Annotated in this window: 26 protein-coding genes and 1 riboswitch; of the genes, 13 read left to right on the top strand and 13 right to left on the bottom strand. The window is 75.0% G+C overall.

The genetic code is table 11. The features are described 5' to 3' along the window. Positions 1-13: 13 nt before the first annotated feature. Positions 14-904, bottom strand: a complete 891-nt coding sequence (locus HL054_RS08040) for an EamA family transporter (protein WP_369138373.1) — start codon at positions 902-904, stop codon at positions 14-16. 69 nt (positions 905-973) lie between these two features. Here HL054_RS08040 and HL054_RS08035 point away from each other — a divergent pair, with 69 nt between their 5' ends. Next, positions 974-1840, top strand: a complete 867-nt coding sequence (locus HL054_RS08035) for a LysR family transcriptional regulator (protein ID WP_369138372.1) — start codon at positions 974-976, stop codon at positions 1838-1840. Here HL054_RS08035 and paaE read toward each other — a convergent pair. The 5 genes from paaE to paaA all read right to left on the bottom strand — a co-directional run bounded on the left by paaE (position 1828) and on the right by paaA (position 5913). Continuing rightward, positions 1828-2904 (bottom strand): 1,2-phenylacetyl-CoA epoxidase subunit PaaE, encoded by a 1077-nt coding sequence (gene paaE / locus HL054_RS08030; RefSeq protein ID WP_369138371.1) that lies wholly within the window; start codon positions 2902-2904, stop codon positions 1828-1830. The genes HL054_RS08035 and paaE overlap by 13 nt on opposite strands. 80 nt (positions 2905-2984) lie before the next feature. Further along, positions 2985-3476 carry a 1,2-phenylacetyl-CoA epoxidase subunit PaaD gene (gene paaD / locus HL054_RS08025; RefSeq protein ID WP_369138370.1) on the bottom strand — a complete coding sequence of 164 codons (492 nt, stop codon included), beginning with the start codon at positions 3474-3476 and terminating at the stop codon, positions 2985-2987. 101 nt (positions 3477-3577) lie between these two features. Beyond that, on the bottom strand, positions 3578-4486 hold the full coding sequence (gene paaC / locus HL054_RS08020) for a 1,2-phenylacetyl-CoA epoxidase subunit PaaC (protein WP_369138369.1): 909 nt from the start codon (positions 4484-4486) through the stop codon (positions 3578-3580). Positions 4487-4501: 15 nt separating this feature from the next. After that, positions 4502-4867, bottom strand: a complete 366-nt coding sequence (gene paaB / locus HL054_RS08015; protein WP_369138368.1) for a 1,2-phenylacetyl-CoA epoxidase subunit PaaB — start codon at positions 4865-4867, stop codon at positions 4502-4504. Beyond that, a complete protein-coding gene (gene paaA, locus HL054_RS08010) occupies positions 4864-5913 on the bottom strand; it encodes a 1,2-phenylacetyl-CoA epoxidase subunit PaaA (protein WP_369138367.1) in 1050 nt (349 codons plus the stop codon). Before paaA ends, paaB begins: the two co-directional genes overlap by 4 nt. 131 nt (positions 5914-6044) lie before the next feature. Between paaA and paaK the strand changes: the two genes are divergently transcribed. Then, positions 6045-7379, top strand: coding sequence for a phenylacetate--CoA ligase PaaK (gene paaK, locus HL054_RS08005; protein WP_369138366.1), 1335 nt, complete (start codon positions 6045-6047; stop codon positions 7377-7379). Then, the gene (locus HL054_RS08000) at positions 7376-8014 is read left to right on the top strand and encodes a TetR/AcrR family transcriptional regulator (protein WP_369138365.1); all 639 of its coding nucleotides are present in this window, start codon (positions 7376-7378) and stop codon (positions 8012-8014) included. Before paaK ends, HL054_RS08000 begins: the two co-directional genes overlap by 4 nt. On the opposite strand, the gene HL054_RS07995 is transcribed toward HL054_RS08000, so the two are convergent. Continuing rightward, on the bottom strand, positions 7950-8261 hold the full coding sequence (locus tag HL054_RS07995) for a hypothetical protein (RefSeq protein ID WP_369138363.1): 312 nt from the start codon (positions 8259-8261) through the stop codon (positions 7950-7952). The genes HL054_RS08000 and HL054_RS07995 overlap by 65 nt on opposite strands. Before the next feature lie 156 nt (positions 8262-8417). Beyond that, a riboswitch (cyclic di-AMP (ydaO/yuaA leader) is annotated at positions 8418-8569 on the top strand. Positions 8570-8790: 221 nt separating this feature from the next. Between HL054_RS07995 and HL054_RS07990 the strand changes: the two genes are divergently transcribed. Both HL054_RS07990 and HL054_RS07985 read left to right on the top strand, forming a co-directional pair. Next, positions 8791-9684: a hypothetical protein gene (locus HL054_RS07990; RefSeq protein WP_369138362.1), complete on the top strand. Its 894-nt coding sequence runs from the start codon at positions 8791-8793 to the stop codon at positions 9682-9684. Positions 9685-9805: 121 nt separating this feature from the next. Continuing rightward, on the top strand, positions 9806-10078 hold the full coding sequence (locus HL054_RS07985) for a hypothetical protein (RefSeq protein ID WP_369138361.1): 273 nt from the start codon (positions 9806-9808) through the stop codon (positions 10076-10078). 41 nt (positions 10079-10119) lie between these two features. Here HL054_RS07985 and HL054_RS07980 read toward each other — a convergent pair whose 3' ends face one another. Next, positions 10120-10614 (bottom strand): Lrp/AsnC family transcriptional regulator, encoded by a 495-nt coding sequence (locus HL054_RS07980; RefSeq protein WP_369138360.1) that lies wholly within the window; start codon positions 10612-10614, stop codon positions 10120-10122. A 74-nt stretch (positions 10615-10688) separates the two neighbouring features. On the opposite strand from HL054_RS07980, the gene HL054_RS07975 reads away from it, so the two are divergent. The 3 genes from HL054_RS07975 to HL054_RS07965 all read left to right on the top strand — a co-directional run bounded on the left by HL054_RS07975 (position 10689) and on the right by HL054_RS07965 (position 15130). Then, positions 10689-11984, top strand: coding sequence for an ArgE/DapE family deacylase (locus HL054_RS07975; protein WP_369138359.1), 1296 nt, complete (start codon positions 10689-10691; stop codon positions 11982-11984). A 300-nt stretch (positions 11985-12284) separates the two neighbouring features. Continuing rightward, a complete protein-coding gene (locus HL054_RS07970; RefSeq protein ID WP_369138358.1) occupies positions 12285-12830 on the top strand; it encodes a hypothetical protein in 546 nt (181 codons plus the stop codon). Between the two features lie 1715 nt (positions 12831-14545). Then, the gene (locus tag HL054_RS07965) at positions 14546-15130 is read left to right on the top strand and encodes a hypothetical protein (RefSeq protein WP_369138357.1); all 585 of its coding nucleotides are present in this window, start codon (positions 14546-14548) and stop codon (positions 15128-15130) included. Between the two features lie 90 nt (positions 15131-15220). Here the strand turns inward: HL054_RS07965 and HL054_RS07960 are convergent, their stop codons facing one another. From HL054_RS07960 to HL054_RS07940, 5 genes are all read right to left on the bottom strand, one after another. Beyond that, the gene (locus tag HL054_RS07960) at positions 15221-15667 is read right to left on the bottom strand and encodes an ATP-binding protein (RefSeq protein ID WP_369138356.1); all 447 of its coding nucleotides are present in this window, start codon (positions 15665-15667) and stop codon (positions 15221-15223) included. Between the two features lie 150 nt (positions 15668-15817). Beyond that, complete coding sequence (locus HL054_RS07955; RefSeq protein ID WP_369138354.1) at positions 15818-17281, bottom strand: protein adenylyltransferase SelO; 1464 nt, start codon at positions 17279-17281, stop codon at positions 15818-15820. A gap of 53 nt (positions 17282-17334) precedes the next feature. Next, positions 17335-18204, bottom strand: coding sequence for an NmrA family NAD(P)-binding protein (locus HL054_RS07950; RefSeq protein WP_369138353.1), 870 nt, complete (start codon positions 18202-18204; stop codon positions 17335-17337). A gap of 70 nt (positions 18205-18274) precedes the next feature. Next, positions 18275-20449 (bottom strand): MMPL family transporter, encoded by a 2175-nt coding sequence (locus HL054_RS07945; RefSeq protein ID WP_369138351.1) that lies wholly within the window; start codon positions 20447-20449, stop codon positions 18275-18277. Positions 20450-20452: 3 nt separating this feature from the next. Continuing rightward, positions 20453-21040 carry a TetR/AcrR family transcriptional regulator gene (locus HL054_RS07940; protein WP_369138350.1) on the bottom strand — a complete coding sequence of 196 codons (588 nt, stop codon included), beginning with the start codon at positions 21038-21040 and terminating at the stop codon, positions 20453-20455. 163 nt (positions 21041-21203) lie between these two features. Here HL054_RS07940 and HL054_RS07935 point away from each other — a divergent pair, with 163 nt between their 5' ends. The 5 genes from HL054_RS07935 to HL054_RS07915 all read left to right on the top strand — a co-directional run bounded on the left by HL054_RS07935 (position 21204) and on the right by HL054_RS07915 (position 25632). Next, positions 21204-22082, top strand: coding sequence for an LLM class flavin-dependent oxidoreductase (locus tag HL054_RS07935; RefSeq protein WP_369138349.1), 879 nt, complete (start codon positions 21204-21206; stop codon positions 22080-22082). Between the two features lie 18 nt (positions 22083-22100). Then, positions 22101-22919: an alpha/beta hydrolase gene (locus tag HL054_RS07930; RefSeq protein WP_369138347.1), complete on the top strand. Its 819-nt coding sequence runs from the start codon at positions 22101-22103 to the stop codon at positions 22917-22919. Positions 22920-23120: 201 nt separating this feature from the next. After that, positions 23121-24359, top strand: coding sequence for an aldose epimerase family protein (locus HL054_RS07925; RefSeq protein ID WP_369138346.1), 1239 nt, complete (start codon positions 23121-23123; stop codon positions 24357-24359). 83 nt (positions 24360-24442) lie between these two features. After that, positions 24443-25078, top strand: coding sequence for a class I SAM-dependent methyltransferase (locus HL054_RS07920; RefSeq protein ID WP_369138345.1), 636 nt, complete (start codon positions 24443-24445; stop codon positions 25076-25078). Beyond that, positions 25075-25632 carry a hypothetical protein gene (locus HL054_RS07915; RefSeq protein WP_369138344.1) on the top strand — a complete coding sequence of 186 codons (558 nt, stop codon included), beginning with the start codon at positions 25075-25077 and terminating at the stop codon, positions 25630-25632. Before HL054_RS07920 ends, HL054_RS07915 begins: the two co-directional genes overlap by 4 nt. Positions 25633-25638 lie beyond the last annotated feature (6 nt).

Below are 25638 nucleotides of genomic sequence, written 5' to 3'. Positions count from 1 at the left end.
GACGCCGGCTGGGCTAGGCCGGCACCGGCGCCTGCCCCTCCGCGACCGTCGGGACGGGTGGGCGCCGGGCCGGCCGGGCGACGGCCGCGGCGTTGGCCAGCACGACCACCGCGATGCCGGCCCACTCGTGCAGCGCGAGCACCTGGCCGAGCACCACCAGCCCGACGACCGCTGCCAGCACCGGGTGCACGCTCATGAACACCCCGAACGACCGGGCCGGCACGTACCGGAGCGCGGTGAGGTCGGCGGCGTACGGGACGACGGAGGACAGCACCCCGGCGGTCACCGAGAACGCCACCGCCGTCCCGGTGAGCCGGCCCTGCGCGGCGAGCAGGACGAGCACCGGCGCGTAGGCCAGCGCGCACAGCCCAGCGGCGACGGCGGGTGCCTGCAGCCCCGGCAGCCGCGCGCCGGCCAGTCGGTTGAGCAGGATGTACGCCGCCCAGCAGGCGCCGCCGGCCACCCCGACGGCGAGGCCCAGCCCGTCGCTGGACGGCCCGGGCAGCACCAGCACGTAGACGCCGGCCGCCACGGCTGCGGCGATCAGCAGGTCGCGCCGGGAGCGGGACGTCGCCAGCGCGACCCCCAGCGGGCCGAGGAACTCCAGCGTCACCGCCAGGCCCAGCCCGATCCGGTCGATCGCGGTGTAGAGCGCCAGGTTCATGCAGCCGAACACCACGGCCAGCAGCAGCACCGGCCACCACTGCGGCCAGGTCATCCGGCTCAGCGGCGGGCGGGCCACCGGCAGCAGCACCACCGCGGCGACCACCTGGCGCACCGCCACGACGCCGGGCGGGCCGATCGCGCCGAACGCGTGCGCGCCCATCGCGGCGCCGACCTGGTTGCTCAGCGCGCTGCCCAGCATCGTGGTGATCCCGCGCAGGGGGTGGGGCTCGGTGGGCACCTGGCCGAGTATCAGCACGCCGGGCGGCTGAGGGAAATGTCCGGGCCGCAGCATCGATACGCTGCGTGCATGGATCCGGAGGTGCGCCAGCTGCGGGCGCTGCTCGCCGTCGTCGAGGCGGGCACCTTCACCGGAGCGGCGTCCCTGCTCGGGGTCTCGCAGGCGTCGGTGTCCCGCACGGTGGTCGCGCTGGAGCGCGCCCTGGACGCCCGGGTGCTGCAGCGCACGACGCGGGCGGTGTCGCTCACCCCGGTCGGGGAGCGGGTCGTCGCGCACGCCCGGCGGGTGCTCGAGGAGGTCGCCGCGATGCGCCGCACGGCCGGTGAGCACCGGGGCGACCTGCGGATCGGCTTCGCCTGGGCCGCGCTGGGGCGGCACACCGTCGCGGTGCAGCGGTCGTGGTCGCGCGCCCGCCCGGGGACGACGCTGGTGTTCGTCCAGTCGATCACCCCGACGGCCGGGCTGGTCGAGGGGCTGGCCGACGTCAGCGTGCTGCGCCGTCCGGTGGACGACCGCCGGCTGCGCAGCGCGGTGGTGGGGGAGGAACGCCGCTACGCCGCCCTGGCCACCGACGACGCGCTGGCCCGCCGGCGCAGCCTGCGGCTGGCCGACCTCGACGGCCGGGTGCTCGCCGTCGACCGGGTCACCGGCTCGACCACCGAGGAGGTCTGGTCCGCGGCCGGGTCGCCCGCTGCGGTCCGCACCGTCCGGGGCGTCGAGGAGTGGCTCACCGCCATCGCCGCCGGTCAGGCGGTCGGCGTCACCGCCGCGGCGACGGCCGCGCAGCACCCCCGCCCCGGCGTGGTCTACCGGCCGCTGCGGGACGCCCCGCCGGTGCAGGTGCAGCTCACCTGGTGGGCCGACAGCCCGCCGGAGGGGCTGGAGGCGCTCCGCACGCTGGTCGCGGCGCAGTACGACCGCGGTCAGGCGTCGTAGTCGACCGTCACCGCGTCCGAGCGCGGCAGGCTCTGGCAGGTCAGCACGTAGCCGGCGTCGACCTCGCCGGGGTCGAGGGCGTAGTTGCGGCGCATCTCCACCTCGCCGTCGGTGACCCGGGCCCGGCAGGTGCCGCACACCCCGCCCTTGCAGGCGAAGGGCAGGTCGCCGCGCACCCGCTGGGCGGCGTCCAGCACCGGGACGTCGCGGGGCAGCGCCAGCGTCGTCGACCGGCCGTCGAGCACGACCGTCACCGACGAGCTGGGGCCGCTGACGGTCTCCTCGTCGCCGCGCACCGGCTCCGGCGGGACGTCGTCGACGAAGAACAGCTCCTGGTGCACCCGCGGGGCCGGCACGTCCAGCTCCGCCAGCAGCGCCCGGGCCTCGGTGACCATGCCGTGCGGCCCGCACAGCCACCAGTGGTCGACCTCCGGAAGGTCGACCAGCGCGCCGACCAGGGCGCGCAGCCGGTCGCCGTCCAGCCGGCCGCTGGTCAGCTCGGCGTCCCGCGGCTCCCGGGAGAGCACGTGCACCAGCTGCAGCCGGGTGCCGTACCGGTCCTTGAGGTCGGCCAGCTCGTCGGCGAACATGACCGTGTTGGTGCGCCGGTTGCCGTAGAAGACGGTGACCGTCGAGCGCCCGTCCCGGAGCACGGTCGAGGCCAGCGACAGCGCCGGGGTGATCCCGGAGCCGGCGACGACGAACACGTGGTCGCCGGGCACCGACAGGTCGGCGGTGAAGGTGCCCGACGGCGGGAGCACCTCGATCCGGTCGCCCGGCCGCACCTCGTGCACCAGCCAGGACGAGAAGAAACCGCCGGGGACCTCGCGGACGCCGACCCGCGGTGCGGCGCCGACCGGGGCGCAGATCGAGTACGAGCGGCGCTCGTCCCGGTCGCCGTCCACCCGGCGCAGGGTGAGCGCCTGGCCGGGGGAGAAGGCGTAGTCCTCGGCCAGCTCGGCCGGCACGTCGAAGGTCACCGCCACCGCGTCGTCGGTGAGCCGCTCGACGTCGGCCACCCGCAACGGGTGGAACCGTGGCCTGCGACGGGCAGCGGCGGTCACGTCGACATCGGTGCCGCTCCGCGGTCGTTCCGCTCCTCGCTCGCTGGCGCTCGCTGCGATGCTCGCTCCCTGTCGCGGCACTAGATCTCCTTCACGTGCTCGAACGGCTCGAGGCAGGCCCGGCAGCGGCGCATCGCCTTGCACGCGGTGCCGCTGAACTCGCTGACCTCCTCGGTGTCCGGCGACCCGCACTGCGGGCAGGTCGCCGTCCGCCGGGACGGGCCCAGCTGCAGCGGCACCGGGCCGGAGGTGCGCGCCGGCGCGCGGCCGGGCGGGGCGATGCCGCCGGCGGCGAGCTTGCGCCGGCCCTCGGCGCTGATCCAGTCGGTGGACCAGGCCGGCGACAGCACGGTGCGCACGTCGACGTCGGCGAAGCCCGCCCGGTGCAGCGCGTGCACCAGGTCCGCGCGCATGACGCCCATCGCCGGGCAGCCGGAGTAGGTCGGGGTGATCTCGACGACCACGGTGCCCTGCTCGTCGCGGACGTCCCGCAGCACCCCGAGGTCGGCCAGCGTCAGCATCGGCAGCTCCGGGTCGGTGACCGTCTCCGCCACCACCCGCGCGTCCCCCACCGCCCGAAGATGGCCATCTTCGGGGTCGTGGGCGCCCCGAAGATGGCCATCCTCGTCGCTGCGGAGGGGGCGGACTTGGCCATGTCCGCCCTGGACGGTGGTCACCAGGTGGCCGCGGGGTGCTCGCGGGCGAGGCCCTGGAGGTCGGCCAGCAGCTCGGCCAGCTCGGGTCCGTGATCGCCGGCGCGGCCGGGGCTGGGGTGCTCGGCCGGCCAGTCCGGGACGGTGAGCGTGGCCCGCTCGAGCACGAGGGTGAGCACGTCGCGCACCTCGTCGCGCAGCTCGGCCGGGTCGACGGCGACGCCGGCGGCGGTCAGCCGGGCCTCGACGTCGGTGGCGGTGAACAGGTCGGCCAGCAGCGGCCAGACGGCGTCCACCCCGGCCTGGGTGCGGCGGTGCGACTCCGCCGTCCCGTCGCCGAGCCGCAGTACCCAGCGGGCGGCGTGGTCCCGGTGGTAGGTCAGCTCGGGCACCCCCTTGGCGGCGATCGCGGCGAGCACCGGGTCGCGTGACTCCCGCAGCCGGGTGAACAGCGCCAGCCGCCAGGCCGACGCCGCCAGCAGCCGGACGACGGTCTGGCCGAAGTCGCCGTTGGGGGCCTCGACCAGCGCGGAGTGGCGGAACTCGTCGGCGTCCCGGAAGTAGGCCAGCGCGTCCTCGTCGGGGATGCTCGCCGTGGCCAGCTGCCGCGACCGGCCGAGCACGCCGACCGAGCCGGCCCGGGCCAGCAGCAGCCGCGCCTGGCCGAGCAGGTCGAGCCCGCAGTTGGCGAGGGCGACCTCCTCCTCGAGCGCGGGCGCCCGGGTCACCCACTGGGTGAGCCGCTGGCACAGCACGAGCGCGTCGTCGCCCAGCGTCAGGCAGTAGACGCCGAGGTCGGTGGGGTCGATGCCGTCAGGGACGGTGGTGTCCACCCCGGCCAGCGGCTCGTCGAACCCGGTGCCGAACGCCCACTGGCCCTCGCCGCCGTGCGCGTGGTCCAGCGCGTCGTACACGGTCTCTTCGTGCATGGGAGTTCGCTCCGCTCACATGTGGGGGACGTCGGCCGGGATCTCGTAGAACGTCGGGTGCCGGTAGACCTTGTCCCCGCTGGGGGCGAACATCGGGTCCTTCTCGTCCGGGCTGGACGCGGTGATGTCCGCGGCCCGGACCACCCAGATGCTCACGCCCTCGTTGCGCCGGGTGTAGAGGTCGCGGGCGGCGTGCACCGCCATCTCGTCGTCCGGGGCGTGCAGCGAGCCGACGTGCACGTGGTTGAGGCCGCGCTTGCCGCGGACGAACACCTCGTACAGCGGCCAGTCCCGGCGCGCGGTCGACGCCTTGGGCTCGACCGGGATCTCCGGCCCGGTCGGGACGGCGCCGTGCCCGCCCTCCGCGGTGACGTCGCTCATCGGCCGTGCTTCGCGGCGTTGGATGGCTCGACTCCGGGCTCGTTCCGCTCCTCGGTCGCTGGCGCTCCCTGCGATGCTCTTTCGCCCGTCCTCTTCGCGGCGTACGCCATGGCCGCCTCGGTCACCCAGGCGTTGTCGTCGCGGGCGGCGCGGCGGCGGGCGATGCGCTCGTCGTTGCACGGGCCGTTGCCGGCGATGACCTGCTTGAACTCCGTCCAGTCGATCGCGCCGAAGCGGTACCGGCCGGTGCCGGGGTCCAGCGCGAGCTCCGGGTCGGGCAGCGTCACGCCGAGGACGGCGGCCTGCGGCACGGTCATGTCGACGAAGCGCTGCCGCAGCTCGTCGTTGCCGTGCCGCTTGACGCCCCACCTCATCGACTGCGCCGAGTTCGGGCTGTCGTCGTCCGGCGGGCCGAACATCATCAGCGAGGGCCACCACCAGCGGTCGACGGCGTCCTGCACCATCGCCCGCTGGGCGTCGGTGCCGCGCATCATCGTCAGCAGCAGCTCGTAGCCCTGCCGCTGGTGGAACGACTCCTCCTTGCAGACCCGGATCATCGCCCGGGCGTAGGGCCCGTAGCTGGACCGGCACAACGGCACCTGGTTGCAGATCGCCGCACCGTCGACCAGCCAGCCGATGACGCCGACGTCGGCGTAGGTCAGCGTCGGGTAGTTGAAGATCGAGCTGTACTTCTGCTTCCGCTCGATGAGCTTGTCGGTGAGGTCGGCCCGGTCGGCGCCGAGGGTCTCCGCGGCCGAGTACAGGTACATGCCGTGGCCGGCCTCGTCCTGCACCTTGGCCAGCAGGACGGCCTTGCGCCGCAGGCTGGGCGCGGCCAGCAGCCAGTCGCCCTCGGGCTGCATGCCGATGATCTCCGAGTGCGCGTGCTGGGCGATCTGCCGCACCAGACCCGCGCGGTAGGCGTCCGGCATCCAGTCGCGCGGCTCGATCCGGTGGTCGGCGGCGATGACGGCGTCGAAGCGCGCCTGCAGCTCGGCCGTGTCGTCGGTGCCGTCGAGGGGGCGGTCCAGTGCGGGGGCGGACATCGCATCTCCTGGCGCAGTGGGCGGTCCGGGATTTACCGACCGGGCGTTCAGTAATAGTGTGGCCCGGGACACCGCGGTCCACAAGCGCCGGCGCGGACCCGTCCCGGCGCGCTGCTGAGGGGACGTCGACGATGACGACGACCGAGGACACCCGACGGCTGGGCACGGCGCCCGACCCGGCGCTGCTCGACCCGGCCGAACGGCTGGGCGTCGACGAGCTGCGCGCCCTGCAGCTGGAGCGGCTGCGGGCGTCGCTGCGGCACGCCTACGACCACGTGCCGCACTACCGGGCCGCCTTCGACGCCGCCGCCGTGCACCCCGACGACTGCCGCGACCTGGCCGACCTGGCCCGCTTCCCGACCACCAGCAAGGCCGACCTGCGCGACAACTACCCGTTCGGCATGTTCGCCGTCCCGCGCGAGCAGGTGCGCCGGGTGCACGCGTCGTCCGGCACCACCGGACGGCCGACCGTCGTCGGCTACACCCAGCGCGACCTCGCCACCTGGGCCACCGTGATGGCCCGCTCCATCCGCGCCGCCGGGGGCCGGGCCGGCGACGTGCTGCACAACGCCTACGGCTACGGGCTGTTCACCGGCGGGCTCGGCGCGCACTACGGCGCGGAGGCGCTGGGCTGCACGGTCGTCCCGGTCTCCGGGGGGATGACGCCGCGCCAGGTGCAGCTGATCACCGACTTCCGGCCGCGGGTGGTCATGGTGACGCCGAGCTACATGCTCACCGTCATCGACGAGTTCGAGAAGCAGGGCCTGGACCCCCGCGCCAGCTCGCTGGAGATCGGCATCTTCGGCGCGGAGCCGTGGACCGAGCAGATGCGGCAGGAGATGGAGGAGCGGCTGGACCTGCACGCCGTCGACATCTACGGGCTGTCGGAGGTGATGGGCCCCGGCGTCGCGCAGGAGTGCGTGGAGACCAAGGACGGCCTGCACGTCTGGGAGGACCACTTCTACCCGGAGGTCGTCGACCCGGTCACCGGCGCGGTGCTGCCCGAGGGCGAGGTCGGCGAGCTGGTCTTCACCTCGCTCACCAAGGAGGCGATGCCGGTCGTCCGGTACCGCACCCGCGACCTCACCCGGCTGCTCCCGGGCACCGCCCGGCCGGGCATGCGCCGGATGGAGAAGGTGACCGGCCGGACCGACGACATGATCATCCTGCGCGGCGTGAACCTGTTCCCGACGCAGATCGAGGAGGTCGTCCTGCGGACGGCGGGGCTGTCGCCGCACTTCTCCCTGGAGCTGTCCACCCGCGGTCGGCTGGACCACCTCACGGTGCACGTCGAGGCCCGTCCGGACTGCCCGGCCGACCGCCGCGGACCCGCCGCCCGCGAGGTGGAGCAGGCGGTCAAGGACACCGTCGGCACCAGCGTCGAGGTGCAGGTGGTCGACCCGGAGACGCTGGCCCGGTCGATGGGGAAGCTGCAGCGGCTGACCGACCGGCGGGGGGTGCGGTGAGCGTCGTCCCGGTGCGGCGGGGGAGGCCCGGGCACTCGCTGGACTCGCTGCTGGACGTCGCCGTGGCGGTCTTCAACGAGCGCGGGTACGAGGCGACCAGCATGGACGAGCTGGCCGGCCGGCTCGGCGTCACCAAGTCCGCGATCTACCACCACGTGCCCAGCAAGGGCGAGCTGCTGCGGCTGGCCCTGGACCGGGCGCTGGACGCGCTGTTCGCCGTCCTCGACGAACCCGGTGCGACGTCCGGGCCGGCGATCGACCGGCTCGAGCACGTCGTCCGCGGCTCGGTCCGGGTGCTGACCGGTCAGCTGCCCTTCGTCACCCTGCTGCTCCGGGTGCGCGGCAACACCGAGGTGGAGACCCGGGCCCTGCAGCGGCGGCGGGAGTTCGACCGGGTCGTCACCGACCTGGTCCGGGCGGCGGAGGAGCAGGGCGACGTCCGGCCGGACGTCGACCCGGCGGTGACCAGCCGGCTGCTGTTCGGCACCGTCAACTCGCTCACCGAGTGGTACCGGCCCGGTCGCGGGCTGGACGCCGACGCGCTCGCCGACGCCCTGGTGACCACCACGTTCAGCGGTCTGCGGACGTCCGCCCCGCGAGCAGCCGCTCGACCAGCGGGGAGCGCCGCACGGTGACCGGCCGCCCGGCGAGCTCAGCCGCGTCGAGGTGGTCGAGCACCAGGTCCAGCGCCGGGGCCGACATCGAGGTGACCGAGCCGGTGTCGATGCCCTCGACCCGCGCCGGCTCGCGGCCGTAGCGCTGCAGGAAGGAGTCGACGGCCGCGCCGTCGACCTCGCCGGCCAGGCAGAGCACCCGTCCGCCGGCGGTGTTGAACAGCCGGACGACGCCCCGGACGTCGGCGTTCGCGCTGGGCTGGGTCACCGTCCCAGTCTGGCGTGGTGGCGGGAGCGCTGCCACCGCCGGGCCGACTGCAAGCACCGTCACCCGACGAAATGTGGTCCGGTCGATTGTCACGAATCGACAACGCCGTTACGTTGGCTGGGTCGGTCCGGTCACCACGTCCCCGTCGGGGCAGCCGGGCGGACGCCGCCGAGTCGCCCTCCGGGGCGAGCCGGGGACCCACCGAACCACTGGGGTGAATCCCGCTCCTGGACGCCTGTCCGGAGGGGGTAGGGCTGCTTCCGGCCCGAACCCGTCAGCTGACCTGGTAGGCGGCACCTGGAAGAAGTGGAGAGCCGCCGGATGGCGTGCCCCTGGACCGCGCTGCCTGCGCTGCCCTGCTCGACCCCGCGCACGAGGACGTGCCCGCGCACCTGATCGCCGCTGCCGGCGGTGGCCGCCTCCCTGGCGCCCCGGCCGGCACCCGCGCCCGCTGCCCGCACGACCACCGCTGCCAGCCGCCCTCCGGGGCGCCGCTGCGGCGCCTGCACCCCTCGGAGCACCTCACCCCATGGCACCCCGCACCACCACCGGCCGCTCGGCCGACCGCGCCTCCGCCCGCCGCCGCCCGCCTGCCGGTGTCCGTCGTCCCGGCGTCCTGCTCGGCGCTGCCGCCGCCGGCGCCGTCCTGGTCCACGTGCTGGTGGGCGCCGAGCCCACGGCGCAGGCCGAGGCGGCGGCGTCGGAGCCGATGAGCGTCGCCGAGCAGCTGGGCCTGACGGCGCAGACCGGCGAGGCCCCGGACCTGGCGCCGCTGGAGGACCTGGCCACCAGCCGCAGCAGCCGGGAGGCTGCGGCGACCGCGGCCCAGCAGTCGCAGGCCGCCGCCGACCAGGCCGTGCTCGACCAGCAGGCCGCCGCCGCTGCCGCCGCTGCGGAGGCCGAGCGCGTCGCCGCCGAGGCCGCCGCCGCTGCAGAGGCCGCGGCTGCTGCGGCCGCCGCCGAGGCTGCTGCCGCCCAGGCCGCCGCGTCGTCCTCCGCCGCCCAGCGCGCCCCGAAGCCGGCGACCGCCACGTCGAGCGCGGCAGCGGCCGTGTCCGCCGTCGCGCGGATCAGCAACAGCTCCGGCAGCGTCAAGCCCGTGGTGCAGGCGGCGGCCAACGTGGTCGTCTCCGCAGTGCCCGGCGCCGCCGGCATCACCCTCGGCGGCACCCGGCCCAGCGCGGCCGACCCCGGCGGGCACCCCTCGGGGCTGGCGCTGGACTACATGGTGATGGGCGACGCCGCCCTCGGTGACGCCATCGCGGCGTACCACATCGCCCACTGGGACGAGCTCGGCGTGGAGTACGTCATCTGGGAGCAGCGGATGCTCAGCTCGCCGGGTGGCTCGTGGAAGCCGATGGAGGACCGCGGCGGTGCCACCGCGAACCACTTCGACCACGTGCACGTGAACTACCGCGGCTGACCCAGCGAAGCGGCCGCCGAAGGCGTGCCGCGACCCCGGTCGGCTCGTCGGTGGCGACTCGCGGCCGAACGCCTGAGCAACACCGACGTCCAGACGGGCCTTGCTCCTCTAGCGTGCGGGTGTGGCCAGGCGCGGGTTGATCGACGACGTCACGATGAACCCGGCGTTCATGCTGCTCCAGACCCTGCTCGTGGTCATGACCACCGGCTTGCTGATCCGTGACCTCCGGGCCGACGAACCGAACACGGTCGATGTCGTGGTGCGGATCCTGACGGTGCTCTGCTGTCTCGTCCTGCTGGTGGCTGGGCTGGTCGGCCGCCGCCGACGGCGTCGCGAGCCGGGTGCCGCCGTGCCGGCCGAGGAGACTCGACGCTCAACGGGGCCGCAGGCCTGACACCGCCTGGGGGACTCCGGCGTGGCTGAGGCGGGTGAGCGTCATCGCCGCGTCGTGCCGGATGGGGGAGAGGGCCTGAGCGGGGTGGGGCTCTGCTCCTTCACCGGTCCCAGCCGCAGCATGGTGGTGGCCCGGCGGGCGCCGATGCGGGGGAGAGCCCGGAGGACCTCCTGCAGCTCGGCGGTGCCGGAGGCCGCCACGTGCAGGAGCACGTCGTCGGCACCGCTGACCGCGTCGGCGCGCAGCACCTGCGGCATCTGCTCCACGGCCTGAGCGAAGCGCCGCTCGCTGTCCTCGTCGTGCTCGTCGAGCACCACCAGCACGAACGCCTGCAGACCAGCACCCACCCGCTCGGGGTCGACCCGGGCGTGCACTCCGAGGATCACCCCGTCGGCGCGCAGCCGCGCCACCCGCCGCAGCGTCGCCGCCGGGGACAGCCCCACGGCGCGGGCCAGATCGACGTTCGGGATGTCGCCCCGCTGCTGCAGCAGGTCGACGATGGCGCAATCAAGAGCATCCAATCCGGTGTTCGGCACAACGTCATTGTGCAACGTATGGGCACGGATCCACGCACTTGCGTCCTGGACCACCCTCGCCGCACCGTGCAGTCATGCCCTCACCTCGTCACAGCCGGAGTACTGAGCCCTCCACCCGGGAGGCCACGGTGCTCGACGCCATCGACGCGCAGTGGGCCGTCGACCGGTTGGTCGCGCTGGTCGCGGTCCCGTCACTCGGCGGTACGGCCGCCGAGTCCGAGGCGCAGCACCTCGTGGCCGGCTGGCTGGACGAGCTCGGCACCGACGTCGACCGCTGGGCCATCGACCTCGCAGAGGCGGCGGCCGCCCCGGACGCGCCCGGCCAGGAGGTCGAGCGGAGCGAGGCGTGGGGCGTCGTCGGCACTCTCCCGGGCGCGGACGGCGGACAGCCGGCGCTGGTCCTCTGCGGGCACACCGACGTCGTCCCGGCCGGTGACCCGGCGCTGTGGCCCGGGGACCCGTTCACGCCTCGGGTCGACCACGGCGCCGTGCACGGCCGAGGCACCTGCGACATGAAGGGCGGGCTGGTCGCCGCGCTGACCGCCGTCCGGGCCATCCGGACGGCGGGCGTGCCGTTGGCCCGGCCGCTGGCGGTGCACAGCGTCATGGGCGAGGAGGACGGCGGGCTCGGCGCGTGGGCCACCCTCCGGCGGGGGCACCGCGGCGATGCCTGCGTCATCCCCGAGCCGACCGCAGGAGCGGTGATGACCGCGCACGCCGGCGCGTTGACCTTCCGGCTCACCCTCACCGGGCTGGCCGCGCACGCGGCCAACCGGCACCTCGGGGTCAGCGCCATCGAGCTGTTCGAGCACGTGCACGCAGCGCTCCGGGCGCTGGAGTCCGGCCGTCAGCCCGCCGACCGCTCCCGGTTCGGTGACCACCCGTTCCCCTACGGGATCTCGATCGGCCGGCTGCAGGCCGGCGACTGGGCGAGCACCGTGCCCGACCGGCTGGCCGCCGAGGGACGGTTCGGCGTGCGGCTGGACGAGCCGGTGGAGGCGGCCCGGGCGGCGTTCGAGGCATGTGTGGCGGCGGCGTGCGCGGCACATCCCTGGCTGGCCGACCACCCGGCGCAGGTCGAGTGGGTCGGCGGCACGTACGCCAGCAGCCGACTCCCTATCGGCTCGCCGCTGCTCCCGGCCGTCCAGCAGGCGGTCACCGACGCCGGCGGCGCCCGGCCACCGGAGCGGGCGCTCACCGCCGGTACCGACCTGCGGTTCTACACGGCAGCGGGCATCCCCGCGCTGCACCACGGCCCGGGCGACCTGCGGCTGGCGCACGGCCCGGCCGAGCAGGTGCCGGTCGACGACCTGCTGCTGTCGGCCCGCAGTCTGGCGCTGCTCGCCCTCCGCACCTGCGGGGTGGCGTGAGGCCGTCGACCTCCCGATACAGGGGCGCCGGCACGTGGTTCAGCGCCCTCAGCTCGACGTGGTCATGGACCGGGACGAGATGATCTGGATGGTGATCATCGCCTTCGCATCCCTCTCTGGTGCGGCCTCTGCCTTGTCCGTGACCTTCTAGACCCCCGACCTAGACGCCGGGCTGGGGTATCGAGCGGCCTCCGCCGGAGCGCGATGCGAGCTCGCACGACTGGCGGGCTGCTCCTGCGGTTGCGGCGTCGATGATCATCAAAGCCGTGGAGCTGCCCGGTCGTCCTGCAAGATCACCGCGTGGCCGACGTGGGGCGTGAGCGGAGACCGTTCCTCGTCGCCATCGCACTCAGTGCTTACGGCCTCACGGTGGCCCAGACGTTCGCCGCCGGGAAGTCACTGGGGACTGGTGACGGCTGGGACTGGGGGCGGTTCTGGGGCATCTTCTTCCTGGTGCTGTCCAGCTCCGCGGTGTCCAGCGGGATGCAAGCACTGGTGCGCCGCGGCATTTTCGGCTCGGTCAGCGCCCAAGCCCGGCGCCAGTACGACGACGAGGAAGAGTCCGCCGAAGCAGTCCGTACCGGACTGCTCCCGCCCAATGGTGACGCCGACCGATGGCGAATCCGCATCCGGAGTCACGTCCGGCGAGGCATCGTGTTGTGGACGTGTTGGGCAGCTCTCTGCGCGGCGGCGGCGATGTCGACGGCCGCAGCGGCGCACTGGAACAACTCCGACGACCCGGTGCTCTGGACGCTGGCCGCCCTCGCGCTACTGCTCGTGATAGCGCTGCTGGGGTTGGTGCGCCGGGACCGTCGCAGAGGACAGCGCCTGTTGATGCACCTCTGACCTGGCCAACGGCGCTGCAAAATGGGTCGCGCCCACCCCCTCGACGTCACCCGTCGGCGGGTGTGTTCGAGCCCGGCCGCCCGTGGATCGGCATCCCGAGCGACCCACCATGAACGCGCTCGGTCGGGCATTGCCCAGGGCCAACTCATGGGGGCCGGCTGTGAGTCGATGTAGGCCATGCCGGTTCGCGACGCTCAGCCAGGGCCGACCGTGTCGGCACCTCCGAGAGGCCGCCCGATCCTGGCCCGGTGAAGGAGATCGACGGTCAGCTCGACCACCCGACCGGCGGGACCGGTGACTGCGGACAGTCGGCGAGCGGCACGGTCGGCTGTCCGCGTCTACAGATCGCCGACGAGGCAGCCAAGAAGCCCGCTGTCGCGGTCAAGGCGCTCACTGTGGACTGTGCTCGTCAAACCCCGGGGGAGAGATCGAGGCGCTGCTCAGACGGACGTTGCGTCCGTCCCTCCACTCCGCGGGACGTCCTCTGAGGGCCCTTTGAGGGACCGGGCGAGCTGCAGGACTGCCGTCCCGACGGATGTGGCCACCAGCGTGACGAGCCAGGCGGCCGCTGCCCCAGCACCGAACGGCAGCCGGCGCCTTCCCGACGAGCGGGCGGCCGCAGCCGTCAACAGAGTGGCCAGCAGTGCGACGACCGCGACGGCTCCATGGAACATGCGCGCCTCGACCCGGTTGCCTCCATCCGTGCCGCCCGCCGGGGTCCATGCCCACCTGACGGTGCGCGCCACCGCGCGGATGCCCATCCACAGCAGCCGAAGTGATCGTGTGCCTCGTGGCGCCGTGCCGGCCGCCACGAGCTCGGCCCAACGCCCCATGCCGGGAGGCGGCGCCTCCCCGTGACGCGCGTAGACGGAGCGGAGCCTGCTCTCGACCTCGCGTGCCGTCACGCGCCCCTCCCGCTGGACGCCCGCCAGCACCTCGGTCACTTCCGCGCGCCGGTTCATCATCAGCGCGCGACGCTCCCTCCCCGCCGCTGCGCCGGGACACGTGCACTCCTGGTCCCAGAGATGGCGGGTCACCGTGCCCCGGCCCACCAGCGCGCATCCGCCGTGGCAGTCGCAGGTGCACACGGTCAGGACGTGCTCCGCCTCGGGCCGACGTCGACGCAGGCCGCCGAAGTCGACGCCGGCGGTGTGCGGGCACCGCTCGTGTTCGCCCCTGAGGCAGTGCCCCGAACGCGGTACCTCAGGCGCGGACACCAGCGGAGCGTAGGGCGCACCGCAGGTCTGAGGCTCGTCCGGCCGCTCGGCTGACGATCCATCTGCGCGGGCTGCGCTCCTGGCCTGGCGCGCCGTGTCGTGCTGCCTTCCGGGCGGGATCGGCGACTCCTAGCGTCGGTGCATGACTCGGAAGCCCTTGCGGTGCCGGTTCGGGTTCCACTCCTACGTCCAGCGACACCCGGACGGCGACCGACCCTCGGGCCCGGACGACAAGGTCTGTGGCCGGTGCGGGAAGCGCACGGGCACCCCGTTCGGGAAGGCGCCGTGGGTCCTCCCTGGCTGAGGGCGGTGGCGGGCGGGCCGCCCGACGAGTCGGTCCAGGCTCGTGCTCCCGAGCGCCCCGGTAGGGCGGCTGCCCTCGCAGACTCCGGTCTCCCTCGGCCGGGCGAGGGGATGGCGGGGGCAGTCCGGCCATGTCAGCGTGCGCACATGTCCCGTGCCCTCCGACCTCGTGCGAGACGGCTGCCCTCCCCGCCGGTGGTGGCGATCGCGGTGCTCAGCCTGTGCGCGGCGGTCGTCGGCCTGCAGTCGTGGCCGCGGCCGGCGCTGACCGGGTCCGGCTGGCAGGTCGCGGAGGTCTCCGGCCCGCTCTGGGCTCTCCTCGTCGGGACGACGATCGCGTGTGCGGGGACAGCACTCGTGGTCAGCGCAGGCGCCGCAGGACTACGGGCGGGTGACCCGTTGACCTGGGCATGGGTGGTGCTCGTCCTGGTTGCCGCGGCACCTCTGGTCGCGAACGGCCTCTACTCGGCAGCCATGTCCGCGACGGAGCCCGGCCCCCTCATCCCCGTCTTCCACTGGCTGTTCACCTTCGTCCCCGCGCTCCTGGCCGGCTGGCTGTTCAGCCGTCGTGGTCGGCTCGCCCGCAGCGCAGCCGCCCTGGGCACCGGTGTGGTCACCGTGCCGCTCCTCGCCCTGTCCTGGTCGTTGCTGGACTCCTCTGGCCTTTCTCTCGCCGAAGTGGGCCGCACGCTGTGGCGCACCGCCTTCTTCGGTGTCGCTCCGTTGGCCTTGGCCGTGGTCCTCGCCGGCGGGGGTCGGACAGCGAGATCGGATCTCTAGGACCTGCGTCGGGGCTCGACGCCGCCTGTCAGCAGCAGCCCTCACCAGCCCGCTGCCACGGTCTCGCAGGCTGCCTTCAGAGCTTGCGGGTCAGCCGACGGAGAGCAGCGCCCAGACGCACTTGCGGCCGTCCTCGCTGCACCAGCCGTAGCCGGCGGACAGGTCCGCGACCATCCGCAGGCCCAGCCCGCCCAGCGCGGGGTCCCGGTCGTGCGCGGGGTGCGGCGGGGTGTCGGCGGCGGCGTCGGAGACGACCAGCAGCCAGGCCGAATCGGTGCGCCGGACGGCGCCGACCACCGGCGCGTCGCCGTGCCGCAGCGCGTTGGACAGCAGCTCGTCCATCAGCAGGACCAGCCGCTCGTGCAGCTCGTCGTCCACCTCGGTGCAGGGGCCGGCGTGGTCGGCGGGGAGGGCGCGGCGCAGGTCGCGCCGGATGTGCGGCAGCTCGGCGAGCAGCTGCGGGCTCCAGGACCAGCGGTCCTCGCCGGCCGGCGGGGGGCCGAGCGGCCAGCGGGAGGGGATCGACGTCTTCAACATGGTGTGGTGCCTCGCTGCGAGCCCGGCCAGCGTCTGCCCACGGCGACTCTGGGGCCGTTGCTCGGCCGGGTGACCGCTCCGGTGGCTTTCCGGAACGGAGTCATCTCCCTGTGTAGTCCCTCGGGCGGGGCGGTGCCACCCCGGCTCGCCTCAGGTGCCGCAGAAGGTCCGGTAGGCGCCGAAGTCCGCGGGTGCAGCCGCGGCGTAGCGCTCCAGCCCGGGGCGCTCGTCGAACGGCGCGGAGACCGCCTCGAGCAACCGGTGCAGCGGCGCGAGGTCCCCGTCCGTGGCCGCGGTCAGCGCCTCCTCTACCAGGTGGTTGCGCGGGATGTAGACCGGGTTGACCCGGTCCATCGCGTCGGCGTCGGGCGCGAGCGCCCGCCAGCGGGCCAGCCAGCCGTCGATGCCGGCCAGGTCGAGGAAGAGCAACCGCACCGGCTCGACGTCGCCGCGGGCCGCCGCACCCAGCGCGCGGTGGAAGATGGTGCCGTCGACGTGGTCGGTCTGGAGCAGGACGAGCAGGTCGTCGACCAGCGCGGTGGACACCTCGTCGTCCGGCCCGTCGGGCAGGCCCAGCTTGGCGCGCATGCCGGCCGACCACGCGGCGCTGTACTGCCCGCGGAACCGGCCCAGCGCCTCGACCGCGAGCTCGACGGCCCGCTCCTGCTCCTCGTCGATCAGCGGCAGCAGCGCCTCGGCCAGCCGGGCCAGGTTCCACTCGGCCACCACCGGCTGGTTGCCGTAGGCGTAGCGGCCGCCGGTGTCGATCGAGCTGTACACCGTCGCCGGGTCGAACGCGTCGAGGAAGGCGCACGGGCCGTAGTCGATCGTCTCGCCGGAGATGGTGGTGTTGTCGGTGTTCATCACCCCGTGCACGAAGCCCACGAGCATCCAGCGGGCCACCAGCGACGCCTGGGCGGCGAGCACCGCCTCGAACAACGCCAGCGCGGGCACGTCGGCGTCCGCGGCGGCCGGGTGGTGCCGGGCGATGGCGACGTCGGTGAGCCGGCGCAGCAGGTCGACGTCCCCGGTCGCCCGGGCGTACTGGAAGCTGCCCACCCGCAGGTGGCTGCTGGCGACCCGGGCGAGCACCGCGCCGGGCAGCAGCGTCTCCCGGCGCACCGGGCGCCCGGTCGCCACCACGGCCAGCGAGCGGGTGGTCGGGATGCCGAGGGCGTGCATCGCCTCGCTCACCACGTACTCGCGCAGCATCGGGCCGACCGCGGCCAGGCCGTCTCCGCCGCGGGCGAACGGCGTGCGCCCGGAGCCCTTGAGGTGCAGGTCGCGCAGCCGGCCCGCGCCGTCGACGAGCTCGCCGAGCAGCAGCGCGCGGCCGTCGCCGAGCCGGGGGTTGAAGCCGCCGAACTGGTGGCCGGCGTAGGCCTGCGCCACCGGGGTGGCGCCGTCGGGCACGGCGGTGCCGACCAGCAGCCGCAGCCCGGCGTCGGTGCGCAGCGCGGCCGGGTCGAGACCCAGCTCGGCGGCCAGCGGCTCGTTCAGCACGAGGAGCTCGGGAGCGGGTGCCTCGGCCGCCTGCCAGGGGACGGCCATCTCGGGCAGCTCGCGGGCGAAACGGCCCTGCAGGGCGACGGTCGGTGCCGGTGCGACGCTCACCCCGTCCAGGCTACGTCGGCGGGCCGCGGCGGGCAGGCCGTGCCGCGGCGGCGTCAGAGCAGCGGACGCAGGTGCTCGACGGCCCACGACCGCAGGGTGGTGGGCGTGGTCGTCAGCAGCGAGCGCGGGTCCTCCGCGGTGAAGTCGTCCCGGATCCCGCTCGACATCAGCACGAAGCCCTCCACCTGCGGCTCCGACATGCCTGCTGCCCGCAGGACGGCCCGCAGGTCGTCGTCGCCGATCTGCCGGGCCGCGACCGCACGCCCGGTCACCTCGCCGACGACCGAGGCGACCTGGCTGAAGCTCAGGTCGGCGGGCCCGTGGACGGCGAGCACCCGGCGACCGGACCAGCCGGCGGAGAGCAGGTTGGCCACGGCCACCTCGCCGACGTCGCGCGGGTCGACCCAGGGGAGTGCCCGGTCGGTGGGCATCGTCGTGGTCAGCGTCCCGGCCCGCAGCGCGTCGAGGTCGTACAGCAGGTTGGTGAAGAAGTACCCGCAGCGCAGGTGCAGCACGTCCGCGCCGGTCTGCTCCAGCAGCTCCTCGGTGCGGGCCAGGCCGTCGATCCGCCCGACCCCGACGCGCTTCTCGGCGCCCACGCTGCTCTGGAAGACCACCCGCGGGACGCCGTTCTCCCGCACCGCCCGGGCGGCGACGGCGCCCATCCGGGCGGAGCCGGCCACCGGGTCGCCGTCCGGGCTGGGTGGGTCGACCCAGTAGAGCGCGTCGGCGCCGGCGGTCGCCCGCAGCACGGCAGCCGGGTCGCCCTGGTCGCCGGTGACGAGGTCGACCCGCTGCCGCGTCCCCGGGTCGACGCGGGCGGGGTCGCGCGCCAGCAGGGTGGGACGCAGCCCCGCCTGCAGCAGCAACCGGACCACGCGTGAGCCCACGTGACCGGTGGGGGTGGTGACGACGACCTTCATGACGGGCCTCCCGGGGTGCCGGACCTGTGCGGCTGGCATGCCAGCACACGGGTCCGACAGTCCCGGGGCGTCAGCGGGCGCCGACCGGCTCCCGGTCGTCGTCCCGCGCGGGTGCGGTCTCGAGGGCGGCGCCCTCCACGTCGAGCCGGGGCAGCCAGCGCAGCCACCGCGGCAGCCACCAGGCCCGCTCGCCGAGCAGGGCCAGCGCGGCCGGCACCAGCACCATCCGGACCACGAAGGCGTCGAAGAGGATGCCGGTGGCCAGCGCGAACGCGATCGACTTGATGGTCGCCTCGTCGCCGGTGAAGAAGCCGGCGAACACCGCGAACATGATCAGCGCGGCGGCGACCACGACCGGGGCCGCCTGGCCGAACCCGCGCCGGACGGCGTCCAGCGCGGCGGCGCCGGAGCTGTGCGCCTCGTGCATCCGGGAGACCAGGAAGATCTGGTAGTCCATCGCCAGCCCGAACAGGATGCCGATGACCAGGATCGGCGTGAGGCTGATCAGCGGACCGGTGCTGGGCACGCCGAGCAGGTCGCCCAGCCAGCCCCACTGGAACACCGCGACGGTGGCGCCGAGCGAGGCGCCGATGGTGAGCAGGAAGCCCAGCACGCCGACCAGCGGCACCAGCAGCGAGCGGAAGACCAGCACCAGCAGCACGAGCGCCAGGCCGACCACCAGCACCAGGTAGACCGGCAGGGCGGCGTCCAGCGACCGGGCGACGTCGACGCTCACCGCGGTGGTGCCGGTGACGTAGGTGTCCACGCCGTCGAGGCCGGCCAGCTCGTCGCGCAGGTCGGCGACCAGCTGCTCGGTGTCCTGGCTGGTGGGCCCGGACTCCGGGACGACGGTGAGCAGCGCCGCGCTGCCGTCGGCGTTCGGCACCGGCGGGGTGACCGCGACGACGTCGGGAAGACCGCCGATCGCGGCGCTGGCCGAGCCGGCGACCGCAGCGGCGCCGTCGCCCTCGAACAGCACGGTGAGCGGGCCGTTGACGCCCTCGCCGAAGCCGGCGGCGAGCAGCCGTTCGGCCCGGGCCTGGGTGCTGTCCTCGGCCTGGGTCTGCACCAGCGTGGTCTGCATCGAGGCGAAGGGGACGGCGATGACGCCGAGCACGGCCACCGACAGCAGCAGCGACACCACCCGGTGCCGGGTGACGGTGCCGACCCAGCGGGCGAGGAACCCGCTGCCGGGGGCGGCGTGGCTGGCCGCGGCGGGCGCGGTGCGCTGCCGGCGGGGGAGCACCCGGGTGCCCAGGAGGGCGAGCACCGCGGGGACGAGGGTGAGCGCGACGAGCACGGCGACGACGATGGTGCCCGCGGCGGCGATGCCCATCTGGCTGAGGAAGGGGATGCCGACGACGGTCAGCCCGACCAGCGCGATGACGACGGTCAGCGCCGCGGTGACCACCGCGGAGCCCGCGGTGCCGGTGGCGGTGGCGGTGGCGGTGCCCACGTCGGACCCGCGGCGGAGCTCCTGCCGGTGCCGGCTGACGATGAACAGCGCGTAGTCGATGCCCACCGCCAGGCCGAGCATGCCGGCCAGCGCCGAGGTGGTGGAGGACAGCTCCAGGAAGCCGGTGGCGATGGTGATGCCCAGGACGCCGGTGCCGACGCCGATGACCGCGGTGAGCAGGTTCATCCCGGCGGTGACCAGTGAGCCGTAAGTGACGGTGAGCACCAGCAGGGCCAGCAGCACGCCGGCGATCTCACCGGGCCCGCCGACCTCGGGGGTCTCGTTGAGCGCCTCGCCACCGACCTCGACGGTGAGCCCGGCGTCGCGGGCCTCCTCGACCGCCTCGAGCAGGGCGTCCTGCTCGGCGACGGTGACCCCGCCGGCGCCGGCCGTGTAGGTGACCGTGCTGTAGGCGGTGGTCCGGTCGGCGTTGACCGCCGGGGCGGCGGGGTCCAGCGGGTCGGTGGCCGAGGCGACGCCGGGCAGCTCGCCCAGCTCGGCGACCAGGGAGGCCAGCGCGGCGGCGTCCGGACCGCTGGTGAGGGTCCCGCCGTCCGGGGCCTGAACGACCACCCGGGCGGTCACGCCACCGCCGGCGCCGAACTCCTCGGTGATCCGGTCCAGGGCGACCGTGGACTCCTGGCCGGGGATGGAGAAGGTGCTGGTGGTCTCGCCGCCGAGGGTGGCGGCGCCGACGCCGCCACCGACCAGGACGGCGAGCCAGACCAGGACGACGGCGACCCGGTGCCGGTGCGAGAAGGCGCCGAGACGGGACAGCAGCAGGGCCATGGGTCAGGCCTCTCGGGTGGAGGGACGGGACGAGGGGCTGCCGGGGTGGCGGTGGCCCAGCGCATCGGAGCAGGTGGCGAGCACGAGGGGTCGCCAGGCGGTGGTGTGACCGTGCTCGTGGGCGGCGAGGGTCAGCACGGCCAGACCGGCCAGCGCGCCGATGACCCGGACCACCCGTTCGGGGTCGGCGGTCTCCGGGTCGACCCCGAAGGCCTCCAGCGCGGCGGCGCCGGCACCGGCGGCCTCGGCGCGCATGCCCTGGGTGACCGGCGCCAGCATGAAGGCGACCATGCCGGGGTGGGCGAGGGCGACGTCGACCATCCCCTCCAGCGCGCGCCGGTCCCGGTCCGGGCCGGCCGGGAGGTGCGCGACCTCCCGGACGACGCCCTCGCTGAAGCGGGCGGACTCGGCCAGCACCCCGGCGTGCAGCGCGTCCTTGCTGGGGAAGTGGTGCAGCAGCCCGGCCTTGGACAGCCCGACGGCGTCGGCGACCGCCTGCACCGAGGTGTGCTCGACGCCGTGCCGGGCGAACAGCGCCGCGGCCCGGTCGAGGATCTGCTCGTCGGCCTGCTGCCGGAACGCCCGTGTCACAGCAGCGACGGTAACGCCGGACCGACCGGATCGGTCGGTCCACCGACCAGATCGGTCGGTGCGATCGGTCACAGACCGACATGGTCGGTGCCCTGGGCGAGACTGTGCCGGTGAGTGACCTCCCCGCCCCGACCCGACCGCGCCGCTCCGCCCGGAGCCCCCGGTGACCCCGTCGCTGTCGGCGGTGGTGCTGCCCGACCGGCACCCGGTCGCGGACTTCCTGGCCGACGTCCGCGAGGCCGAGCAGCTGGGCGTGCGCGCCGTCTACACCTACGACCACCTCACCTGGCCGCTGCTGGCCGACAACCCCTGGTACGGCGCCGTGCCGCTGCTCGCCGCCGCCGCGACGGCCACCGAGCGGGTGTGGCTGGGCACCCAGGTCGCCTCGCCCAACTTCCGGCACCCGGTGCCCTTCGCCAAGGAGCTGATGACGCTCGACCAGCTCAGCGGCGGGCGGCTGGAGCTCGGCGTGGGCGCCGGCACCGAGGGCCCGGACGCGCTGGTCCTCGGGGACCCGCCGATCCCGCTCCGCGAGCGGATCGGGCGGTTCGAGGAGTGGCTGACCCTGCTCGACCAGCTGCTGCGCGAGCCGGTGACGACGGTGCGCGGCGAGCGGTACAGCGCGGTCGACGCCCACCAGCTGCCCGGCTGCGTCCAGCGCCCGCGGCTGCCGTTCACCGTCGCCGCCACCGGGCCGCGGGCGCTGCGGCTGGCCGCCCGCTTCGGGCAGGCCTGGGTCACCTACGGGCCCTACGGCGCTGCGGTCCCGCCCGCGGAGTGGTCGGCCGCGGTGGCCGACCAGTCCCAGCGGCTCACCGACGCGCTGGCCGAGGCCGGTCGGGCGCCCGGCGACGTCCGGCGCAGCGTCCAGCTCGGCGTCGAGACGTACTGGCCCTTCGAGAGCCCCGAGCGGTACGCCGACACCCTGGGCGGGCTGGCCGAGGCCGCCATCGACGAGGTGTGCGTGCACTGGCCGCGGCCCGACGGCCGGGGCGTGCCGTCGGCGGCCCTGGAGATGGTCGCCGCCGCCCACGGGCTCTGAGCGGGGGACCATGGCGGGGTGCAGCGCGTGCGCCGGGCCGCGGTCGTCGTCGTGTTGGTGGTCGCGGTGCTGACCGGGCTGCTCTGGGCGGTGCAGCGCCGGCTGGTGTACCTGCCCGACGCCGGTCCGGTGCCGGCCGCCGCGGCCGTGCTGCCCGGTGCCCGGGACGTCGAGCTGACCACCAGCGACGGCCTGGTCCTCGGTGCCTGGTTCGTGCCCGGGCCCACCGCGGACGCGCCGACCGTGCTGGTGGCCAACGGCAACGGGGGGCACCGGGGGGCGCGGGCCCCGCTGGCCCGGGCGCTGGCCGCCGAGGGGCTGGCCGTGCTGCTGTTCGACTACCGCGGTTACGGCGGCAACCCCGGCAGCCCGTCGGAGGAGGGGCTGGCCCGCGACGTCCGGGCGGCCCGCAGCTGGCTGCTCGAGGACGCCGGGGTGCGCCTCGACCGGCTGCTCTACCTCGGGGAGAGCCTGGGCTGCGCGGTGGTCACCGAGCTGGCGGTCGAGCACCCGCCGGCCGCCCTGGTGCTCCGCTCGCCGTTCGTCGACCTGGCTGCGGTCGGCAGCGAGCACTACCCGTTCCTGCCCGTCCGGCTGCTGCTGCGCGACCGCTACCCGGTCGCCGAGCAGCTCGCCCGGGTGCAGGCGCCGACGACGGTGGTGCACGGCGGCTCGGACTCGATCGTGCCGGCGGCGCAGAGCCGGCGGGTGGCCGACGCGGCCGGCCGGCTGCACCGGCGGGTCGAGGTGCCCGGCGCGGACCACAACGACGCCGCCCTGGGCTCGGGGGCGCCGCTCGTCGCCGCCGTCGTGGAGCTCGCCGAGCGCACCGGCTGACCTGCCCGCGCGCTGCGCAACGGTCGGTGCAGTGCTCCTCGCGGAGCGTGGCCGCGGCCCGTTGACACCGTTCCGCCGGGCTTCCTACGGTCCAGGGGCGTTGTGTTACCGCTCACAATCCGGCTCCGCACCCGTGTCCGGGGCCGGGTCCTCCGCCACCGTGCCACGAGCAGGTGGACCGTTCCGGACATCGGAGTCCCCATGCGCGAACGCCCGACCCTCCCGCTGTTCACCGCCCCGGCCCTGCGCAGGCGCTGGCCCCTCGTCGCCGTGGTCAGCGTCGGCGTGCTGGCCGGGGGCGCCGCCGTCCCCGCCGCGGCCGGGGACGACTCCGGCGGCGGCTCCGGAAGCGACGCCTCGACCACGGTCGAGCCCTTCGGCACCGCTCCCGACGGCACCCCGGTCGAGCGCTGGACCCTGGCCAACGGCGACATGACCATCCGGGTCCTCACCTACGGCGGGGTCATCCAGACCCTCGAGGTGCCCGACCAGCACGGGGAGGTGGACAACGTCGTCCTCGGCTTCGCCGACGTGGCCGGCTACGCCTCCGACGCCGACCCGTACTTCGGCTCGCTGATCGGCCGGTACGGCAACCGGATCGCCGGCGGGCAGTTCGAGCTGGACGGCACCACCTACCAGCTGCCGCTCAACGACGGCCCGAACACCCTGCACGGCGGCCCGGTCGGCTTCGACGACCAGGTGTGGACGGCCACCCCGGTGGGCGACGAGGACGTCGCGGCGCTGCGGCTGGAGCTGGTCAGCCCGGCCGGCGACCAGGGCTTCCCGGGCACGCTGAGCACCGCGGTGACCTACACCCTGGACGACGAGCGGCGGCTGAGCGTGCACTACGAGGCGACGACCGACGCCCCGACCGTGGTCAACCTGACCCAGCACACCTACTGGAACCTCTCCGGCGAGGGCACCGGCACCATCAACGACCACCACCTGCGGATCGACGCCAGCGCGTACACCCCGGTCGACGAGACCCTCATCCCCACCGGCGAGATCGCCCCGGTGGAGGGCACGCCGTTCGACTTCCGCGAGTCGACGGCGATCGGCGAGCGGATCCGCGAGTCCGACCAGCAGCTGCTGTACGGGCAGGGCTACGACCACAACTGGGTGCTCGACCGGGACGACGACGGCGCGCGCCCCGGCTCGGACGCCGAGGACCCGCTGGAGGAGGCGGCCGAGCTGCACGACCCGGAGAGCGGCCGGACCCTGACCATCTGGACGACCGAGCCGGGCCTGCAGTTCTACTCGGGCAACTTCCTGGACGGCACGATCGTGGGGACCAGCGGCCGCACGTACCGCCAGGGCGACGGGCTGGCGCTGGAGACCCAGCACTTCCCGGACTCCCCGAACCAGCCCGGCTTCCCCTCCACGGAGCTGCGCCCGGGTGAGGTCTACGACAGCACCACCGTCTTCGAGCTCGGCGACTGACCGGACCGGCCGGACGGCGGTGGCGCACCCGGCCCACCGCCGCCCGGCCGTTTCGCCGCGGTCCCCGGGGGAACGACCCGGTCGTGGCCCACCCGTCCCCGCGCGCCTCCGTCCCGCCCACCCTGGTCGACGCGAACCGGCTGTGGGTCGACTCGCGCCTCCGGGCCCTGGTCCAGCGCCGGGTCGAGGCGCCGCTGCTGCTGGAGCTGGGCGGGCCGACCCACGGTGGGCGGGCGCTCGAGCTGGGCACCGGCCGGCGCGGCACCGGCCTCCGGCTGGCGCTCGACCTCTTCCGAGCGGCCGCCGTGGACGGCGTCGAGCTGCACGAGCCCAGCGTCACCGCCTGCCGGGCAGCCGTGCGCGACCTGGGCGACCGGGTCGACGTGCAGCGCGGCGACGCGACGGCGCTGACCGCCGCGACCGGCTCCTACGACGCCGTCTTCGGCTACCACGTGCTGCACCACGCCGACGCGTGGCGGGACGCCGTCGCGGAGGCGGCCCGGGTGCTGCGCCCCGGCGGGCGGGTCTACTCCTGCGAGATGACCGCCCGGATCGTCGACAGCCGGCCGCTGCGTGCCGTGTCCCGGCACCCGGCCGACGGCGACCGGCCCACCCCGGCCGGCCTGGCCGCCGCGTGCACCGACGCCGGGCTGACCCTGGTCGGCCAGCAGACCCGGGTCGCCGGCTGCTGGACCGCGCTGGTGGCGACCCGGCGGTGAGCACCCCCGCGGTACTGCGGTCGGCGGTGGCGCTGCTCCGCCGGCACTGGCAGGCGGCGTACCTCGTCTCGCTCACGGCCACGCTGGTCAACACGGTGCCCGACGTGCTGCGCCAGGTGCTCGTCTGGGACGACCCGCGGGTGCTCTCCGCGCTCGCCGTGGACGTCGTCGGTTTCGGGACGGCGCTGGTCGCCCAGCTGTGGGTCACCGGCGCGGTGGCCGGTCTCGCCGACGGCGGGCGCCCGACCCGGTCCGGCGCGCTGCGGCGGGGCGCCGACCTCGCGGTGCGCGCGGTCCGGCGCGCGCCGGGCACCGTGCTCGCCGGCGTGGTGTGCGGCGGGGCGGTGTCGGCGGTGCTGACCATCCCGGTGTCGGTCGCCGCGCTGGGCTGGCACCGGGTGCTGGGGCCGCTGGACGCACCCGGTGTCGGTGCATTCGCCGTCGCGAGCGTCAGCGACCTGGTGGCCAGCGCCGTCACGCTGCCGTTCCTGGCGTTCGTGCTGGTGCTCGCCGCGACCGGCCGCCGGTTGACCAGCACCCCGGCCGGGCAATAGGCGTCC

It is taken from the genome of Modestobacter versicolor (assembly GCF_041028285.1).
Classification (GTDB): domain Bacteria; phylum Actinomycetota; class Actinomycetes; order Mycobacteriales; family Geodermatophilaceae; genus Modestobacter; species Modestobacter versicolor_A.
This window is presented reverse-complemented; position numbering and strand designations above follow the sequence as displayed.